Here is a 7,623-nt window from a genome sequence, read left to right as displayed (position 1 = left end):
TCTCTGTATATTATGCGCGTCAATGCCAGTTGACACTCAAGCATCATACAGGAGGGCTTTTTTGTTTTCAAGTCTCTGAAAATCCTTCTAACAGGAATGCTCCTAGTAAAACTTTTTTTAATACCTTCATTACTATATTTAATTCGTTGCCGTTATTCATTTTTCCTTTTTTTTGATACACTATGAAGTGAGCATTTTGTATATAACATAAAAGGTCAGAACAAAACGGTCCTTTTACCTTATACCCATTATGTGTGAGGACAACTCAATTTTCATAAGGAGGGTTTTTCATTGGCTACTAAAGTAGAAATGATTCAAACTTATTTAAAAGAACAAAATATCGATGCAGCATTCATCACAACACCAGATAACGTATTTTATTTATCAGGCTTTAAAAGCGATCCACATGAGCGCTTACTTGGTGTAATGGTGTTTAAAGATGCAGATCCATTTATGATTTGCCCTAAAATGGAAGTACCTGATGCATTAGCAGCTGGTTGGAACTTTAAAGCGGTAGGTCATGATGACAAAGAAAATGCTTGGGAAATCTTAAAGAATACAGCAGCCCAATACGCAACAGTTCAAACTTTAGCAATTGAGAAATCACACGTAACTGTAGAACGTTTAGAATTATTAGAAGCGATTTTCTCTGGCGTAACAATTAGCGGTTTAGATGCCAAAATTGCAGGTATGCGCCTTGTAAAATCTGCTGACGAACTTGAAAAAATGCGTGAAGCTGCCAAATTAGCAGACTATGCCATTCAAGTTGGTTGTGATGAATTAGCAGAAGGTAAAACAGAAATCGAAGTTTTATCTGCAATCGAAACAGCAATTTTGAAAAAGGGCTACTACATGTCATTTGATACAATGGTATTAACAGGTCTTAATGCTGCTTCTCCACATGGCACACCAGGTAATACAAAAATCCAAAAAGGTGATTTAGTATTATTTGATTTAGGTGTTATCTATGAAGGATATTGTTCTGATATCACGCGTACAGTCGCATTTGGCGAACCACGTAATGATGAACAACGCGCAATTTATGAAGCAGTACGTGCCTCAAATGAAGCAGCAATCAATGCGGTTAAACCAGGTGTTCGCGCAATGGATTTAGATAAAACGTCTCGCGATGTTATCGAAAATGCTGGTTACGGCGAATATTATACACACCGTATGGGCCATGGCTTAGGTATTAGCGTACATGAAGAACCCTCAATGCACGGTGCAAATGAAAAAGAGGTTGTTGAAGGCATGGTCTTCACAATCGAACCAGGCATTTACAAAGGCGATGCAGCTGGCGTACGTATTGAAGATGACGTTTATGTAACAGCTGATGGTGTTGACATATTGACATCATTCCCGAAAGAATTACAAATCATCGAACCAAAATAATGAAATAAACACCTGACCTTACTTCCATTATTATTTTCCAACAAAAAGAAGGACTTGCCCCAACGCGCAAGTCCTTCTTTTCTTATAATTATTTTTTTATATTAATGATTTAATACAACATCTGCTGAAATATAATCATAGCCAAGTGCTTCTGCTACCGCTTCAAACGTTACATAACCATTTGCTACGTTTAAGCCCTTTTTCAATGCTTCATTATCAAGTAGTGCTTGTTCATATCCTTTATTCGCAATTTGCACCGCATACGGTATTGTATCATTTGTTAATGCAATTGTGGATGTACGAGGTACTGCACCAGGCATATTCGCTACCGCATAATGAACGACCCCATGTTTTACATACGTAGGGTCATCATGTGTTGTCACACGATCCGTTGTCGCAAAAATACCACCTTGATCAATCGCAATATCGACAATAACTGAGCCTGGCGTCATCGCTTGAATCATTTCTTCACTTACAAGCGTCGGTGCTTTTGCGCCAGGAATTAATACAGCACCAATAACTAAATCAGCCTGTGCTACAGATTGTGCAATATTAAATGGATTGGACATTAATGTTTGTACATCACTACCAAAAATTAAATCTAATTCGCGTAAACGAGCTGGATTAATGTCTAAGATTGTTACCTTAGCCCCCATACCTACAGCAATTTTCGCCGCATTTTCACCAGCTTGACCGCCACCAATAATTGTTACTTTTCCACGTTCAACACCCGGGACACCGCTTAATAAAATCCCTTTACCACCATGAATTTTTTCTAAATACTGAGCACCAATTTGTGTTGCCATACGACCAGCCACTTCACTCATTGGTGTTAATAGTGGTAGTGAGCCATCCGCTAACTGCACTGTTTCGTATGCAATGGCTGTCACTTTACTATCAACTAATGCTTTTGTTAACTCAGGTTCTGGAGCTAAATGTAAATACGTAAATAAAATTAATCCTTCGCTAAAGAAACCAAACTCTTGCTCAATCGGTTCTTTTACTTTCATGACCATATCAACATTCCATGCATCTGCTGCCGTATCAACAATACGTGCCCCTGCTGCTACATACTCTTCATCTGTAAACGCTGAACCAGCACCGGCATTTGTTTCCACGACAACCTCATGTCCGAATGTTGTTAAGTGAACTACCCCCGCAGGCGTCATTGCTACACGATTTTCGTTGTTTTTAACTTCTTTAGGTACACCAATAATCATTTGCGTCAAGCCTCCAATAATTTCTTTAGTAAGCGCTTCCATAGTGGTTAAGCAATTCCATTGTAACATGTGGTGTTTTTTTGTACATCCTTTTTAATCAACTATTTCAAAATAATGGTTGAAAGAAGTTTTCGTTATTTCTATTTCCTATTTACTATAGCATTAAAATATTATCACCAATAAAGTTCAATATTTCTTCAATTATCTGTTAATTTTTAGCCTATCTTTTACAAAAGAAAATGTTATAATGTGGATATAACGAGTAGGGAGGAATTTAGTTATGGCAACTTATAATAATATCGTAGTAGCAGTAGATGGTTCAGATGAAGCGAAATATGCATTTCACAAAGCAGTGGAAGTAGCAAAACGTAATGATGCAACATTACACTTAGTAAATATCATTGATACACGTTCATTCGCTGCAATCGAAGCATACGACCGTTCAATCCAAGAACGTGCGAAAGAATTTGCTGAAGAAAAATTAAGCGAATACAAAGCTGAAGCAGAACAAGCTGGTGTTAAAGCTGAAGCTGTAATCGAATACGGTTCTCCTAAAACAATGATTACAAAAGAAATCTCTCAAAAAACAGAAGCAGATTTAATCATTTGTGGTGCAACTGGTCTTAACGCAGTAGAACGTTTCCTAATCGGTTCTGTATCAGCTAACATCGTACGCTCAGCAAAATGCGACGTATTAGTTGTTCGTACACCAAGCGAATTAGACGCTTAATAATTGCCTTAAAGCTACAAAAAAAGAGGATGCCGGGGATGGCATCCTCTTTTATTATTTTTCTTCGTCCTTTTTCCACTGACGCACACGAGCGAAAAATTGCTCTAATGCTTGTGGGTTTGATAGGCTCGGCACTTTTGCTAATAACACATCTTTTACAGGTTTTTCTGTAGCTGATTTCTTCTGTACAACAAAAATACTTTTTGCCATTTGTTCTTTTTTAAATAATGTGCTAGGTAACTGAATAACCGCTTGAATCCACGTATTTGTTTTAATATACGTAAATAGCTGACGTGCTTGCTCAGATTCAAAAATCATACTTGGCACTAAGAAGAATGCATAGCCGCCGTCACGTAATTGATTGATTGATTTTTCAATGAATAAATGATGCGCATACGTCATGCCTTCTTCTGCATGAATTGTATAATTCGCGTTTGCATACTCTTCGTCTGGATAGTAACCAACCGGCACGTCACAAACAACTGCATCTACTGGGTCAATTAATAAGGGCATTAAAGCATTTTGGTGGTACAACGCCACTGGCTGCTGTTGTAAATCTGCAGAAGCTGCTGCAAGTTGAATCAATAAATCATCTAATTCGATACCCGCCCCTGTTACTTGATCACCAATTAAATTCATAACCGTTAGTAATAAGTTCCCTGTCCCAACAGCTGGGTCAAGCATTGTAATTGTTTCTTTTTTCGTTAATTGTTCTTCATAGAATTGTTCCACTAAATAACCTACTAGTAATCCTAGAGAATCCGGTGTCATTTGATGATTGACTTGCGCACTTTCTCGCATACCTTTTAATAAGGCTAATTGAATTCCTTTACGAATGTCATTGCGTTCCCATTCGCCTTCTGGTACGTTTTCACCATCTAACCAGCCATTTAATGCGGCTAATACACCTTCTAAATAAGATACATTTTTAGCCTCTTGTACACTCCCTGCTGTGCTATCGATAAACGTAAATAATTGTTCTATTTTTTCCATTTTTAAGTAAGTTCTCCTTTAAACGTGAAAAAGATGTCCTCATCCAAAAATGCAAGAGGACATCTCGTTCAAAACGTAAGTAATAACGATTAAAGTGCTTTTAATGCTTCTAACGCTTTATCGTAATCTGGGTGGTTTGTACCTTCAGATACATATTCCACATATGTCACTTCGCCTGCTTCGTTAATTACGAAGATTGAGCGAGCTAGTAAGCGGTGTTCTTTCATGTGTACGCCATATGCATCACCAAATGATACTGCATAATGGTCTGATAATGTTTCAACGTTTTCAACGCCTGCATTACCGCACCAACGTTTTTGAGCGAATGGTAGGTCTACAGAAACTGTTAAAACTTTGTAGTCTTCACCTAGTTCACTAGCAGCTTCGTTAAATTTACGTGTTTGTTGATCACAAACGCCTGTGTCTAATGAAGGCACTACGCTAATTAAAAGTTTTTTACCTGCGTAATCTGCTAATGTTTTTTCAGCACGCGCATTATCAAGCACTTTAAAATCAGGTGCTTTGTCGCCTACTTTAATTTCTTGTCCAACTAGAGTGACTGGGTTATTACCGAATGTTACTTGTACCATGTTCACAACGCCTCCTAAATAATCTATCCCAATTTTACTAAACTTGCCCTTCACCTTGCAACTCTTTCACTTCAGTAAATGGAGGAAGTTGCTTCTTTTTCACTAATTTAAATGTATTTTCATGAACAACATGCGTATCAGCTAAATAATCATGCACTGCTTTATGCTGTGGTGTGATAGCCACAATGAGATAAAGTAGCTGAATCGTGGCTGAAATATAGCGGCCAAACCATTCTCGTACAATAACAGTCGTCCAAGTTAATGGTAATCCTGTATCCGTAACAACCTTTAACCCAAATATCATTTTTCCAAGTGTTTGACCGTTTATTTTTGTCATGATGACAAAATATAAATAAAATAACAGACCTGCTACAATATCTTCTAACTGAAATACCCACACTGTGACACTATCAAGACCTGTGATACTAAATAAATTGTGTACGATTAATAGTTTCAACACAGCCCAAACAATTAAAATGTCCACAAGATATGCACAAAAACGAATCCAAAACCCCGCTACCTTCGCTTCATAGGTTGTATCGTAAGTTTGCTCCATGATTCGCCCTCCTACTCTTCACCATATAAGTACATCATACGTGGTGCACTGTTGTAGTTTGCTAATAATTTCCCGATTATTTGCGAATCAGCTGAACCTGATAAAATGGAGTTTACTTTCACTGCAAACATCGATGTCCAATCTGAGCTCGCTGTGTATTCAAATACTTCTGCATTTTTTAAATCATAGTCTTTTTTCATTGAAGCAATCGCATCTTCCTCATAGCCTAACTCATCTACTAAACCTACTTTTTTAGCTTGTGAACCACTATAAATACGACCGTCTGCCAATTTTTTCACATCTGCTTTTGACATATCACGGCCATCTGCAATGACATTTAAGAAACGGTTGTATGATTCATTGACCATATCTTGTAAAATTTTACGTTCATCCTTTGTCATTTCACGTGAGCCACTCATAATATCTTTATATGGACCTGTTTTAATTGTTTCAAATTCAATACCATATTTTTCGGCTAATTTTGAATAATTAACACCTTGCATAATAACTCCAATTGAACCGGTCATTGTTTCTTCATCTGCAAAGATTTTATCTGCAGGTGCTGAAATATAATAACCGCCAGACGCAGCCATTGAGCCCATTGAAGAATACACAGGGATTTTACGATCTTTTTGAATTGCTTTAATTGCTTCATAAATTTGCTTTGATTCGATGACTCCACCACCTGGTGAATTAACCTTTAAAATAATACCTTTTACAGTTTCGTCATCTTTCACTTGTTGAAGTTGCTCTAAAAATGCTTGATGGTTATATGTTTCTGAAGATAAAAGAGATGCAGAATCTCCTGTATCTTGAATTGTACCGTCTACTGTTAATACAGCAATACGAGAATCTAAATTACCCGATGCTACTGTTTTTTCTTCAAATAATGTTTCCTCTTCTGATTCATCTAACAATGATGTCAACTGCCCACTAAAATCTTGAGCCATAAGTGATTTCATCGCTGTAATACCAGTTGAAGCAACAAATAGGAAAATTGCAATCCCGATTGCCCACCAACGTTTTGCATTCATATTCAATAAACCCCTCTCAATTAATGATGCTTCCGTACCTCTACAATTGTTGATACAGAGAAAATAATTAACGCTAGCCATATAAAGCCAAATGACAGCATCTCTACAGAACCAAATGATTCACCATATACAAAGACGCCTAATAACAACGTCATGGTAGGTGCGACATATTGAATAAACCCAACAAGATAAAGCGGGATTTTTTGTGCACCCACTGCAAATAAAATAAGTGGAATAGCTGTTACAGCGCCTCCGCCAATTAAAAGTACAGTTGTATTTAAGTCTATCATACCAAATGACATTTTTCCTTCAATTGCTAAATAAGCATAATACAGTAATGCGATAGGTAACACAAATGCTGTTTCAATAACTAAACCACGTGTAGCATCTAATTGGATACGCTTTTTCAATAAGCCATAAAAACCAAATGACAGCGCCAAACCAAATGAAACATATGGGATCGTACCATAATTAATAATCATAATAGCAACACCAATAACGGCTATTATGACACCAACCAATTGTGCTTTTGCTAAACGCTCCTTTAAGAAAATGATGCCTAGTAATATAGAAACAATTGGGTTTAAATAATAGCCTAGGCTTGTTTCCAAAATGTGATTATGATTGACTGCCCAAATGTATAAAAACCAATTCAATGTTACTAAATAAGCTGCTACAGCCAATGTCCAAAATGTTTTTTGATGCTGCCATAGCTCCTTCACATCACGAATTAACTGATGGCCTTTTCGTAAAATCACAACAAAAATAAGCGTTAGAATAAAACTCCAAATAACGCGACTCGCTAAAATTTCTGCACTATCTACATATGTTAATGCTTTCCAATACAGTGGGAATAGCCCCCATAAAACATACGCAATAAATGCCGCAATCATTCCTTGTTTATCATATTGCATTCAAGCATCCCCTTTTTAAATCAATGTGTTTATTATAGGGAGTTGGTTTCACAAAAGTAAATAGCAAAAAGCAGGTTTATGTGTGAGAGATGAACTGCACCCCAATTGTTAGACACAATCTAACAATTGGAGGTGTGGTTTTTTTATGACGAAATTTACGAGCGCATTAAAATTAGCGATTGTACAGGGATTTA

General features: G+C 37.0%; 8 protein-coding genes. 2 read left to right on the top strand and 6 right to left on the bottom strand.

Annotated elements, in window-relative coordinates:
* Positions 1 to 309 precede the first annotated feature (309 nt).
* A complete protein-coding gene (locus tag ACFSY7_RS10860) occupies positions 310 to 1,392 on the top strand; it encodes a M24 family metallopeptidase (protein ID WP_380147844.1) in 1,083 nt (360 codons plus the stop codon).
* Between the two features lie 101 nt (positions 1,393 to 1,493).
* Here ACFSY7_RS10860 and ald read toward each other — a convergent pair whose 3' ends face one another.
* Positions 1,494 to 2,612: an alanine dehydrogenase gene (ald, locus tag ACFSY7_RS10855; RefSeq protein ID WP_380147843.1), complete on the bottom strand. Its 1,119-nt coding sequence runs from the start codon at positions 2,610 to 2,612 to the stop codon at positions 1,494 to 1,496.
* A gap of 280 nt (positions 2,613 to 2,892) precedes the next feature.
* Between ald and ACFSY7_RS10850 the strand changes: the two genes are divergently transcribed.
* On the top strand, positions 2,893 to 3,342 hold the full coding sequence (locus tag ACFSY7_RS10850) for a universal stress protein (RefSeq protein ID WP_029499460.1): 450 nt from the start codon (positions 2,893 to 2,895) through the stop codon (positions 3,340 to 3,342).
* Positions 3,343 to 3,396: 54 nt separating this feature from the next.
* Here ACFSY7_RS10850 and ACFSY7_RS10845 read toward each other — a convergent pair whose 3' ends face one another.
* The 5 genes from ACFSY7_RS10845 to rarD all read right to left on the bottom strand — a co-directional run bounded on the left by ACFSY7_RS10845 (position 3,397) and on the right by rarD (position 7,429).
* A complete protein-coding gene (locus tag ACFSY7_RS10845; protein ID WP_380147842.1) occupies positions 3,397 to 4,335 on the bottom strand; it encodes a class I SAM-dependent methyltransferase in 939 nt (312 codons plus the stop codon).
* A gap of 89 nt (positions 4,336 to 4,424) precedes the next feature.
* Complete coding sequence (gene tpx, locus ACFSY7_RS10840; protein ID WP_126989209.1) at positions 4,425 to 4,925, bottom strand: thiol peroxidase; 501 nt, start codon at positions 4,923 to 4,925, stop codon at positions 4,425 to 4,427.
* Positions 4,926 to 4,962: 37 nt separating this feature from the next.
* Positions 4,963 to 5,481: an RDD family protein gene (locus tag ACFSY7_RS10835; protein WP_380147841.1), complete on the bottom strand. Its 519-nt coding sequence runs from the start codon at positions 5,479 to 5,481 to the stop codon at positions 4,963 to 4,965.
* Between the two features lie 11 nt (positions 5,482 to 5,492).
* The gene (gene sppA, locus ACFSY7_RS10830) at positions 5,493 to 6,515 is read right to left on the bottom strand and encodes a signal peptide peptidase SppA (RefSeq protein ID WP_380147840.1); all 1,023 of its coding nucleotides are present in this window, start codon (positions 6,513 to 6,515) and stop codon (positions 5,493 to 5,495) included.
* A 20-nt stretch (positions 6,516 to 6,535) separates the two neighbouring features.
* Entirely contained in the window at positions 6,536 to 7,429 is an 894-nt protein-coding gene (rarD, locus tag ACFSY7_RS10825; protein WP_380147839.1) for an EamA family transporter RarD, read from the bottom strand.
* Between the last annotated feature and the right edge of the window lie 194 nt (positions 7,430 to 7,623).

The organism is Kurthia populi (genome assembly GCF_042686175.1).
GTDB lineage: Bacteria > Bacillota > Bacilli > Bacillales_A > Planococcaceae > Kurthia > Kurthia populi.
The sequence above is the reverse complement of the archived record's forward strand: the minus strand, read 5'-3'. Positions and strand labels throughout refer to the sequence as shown.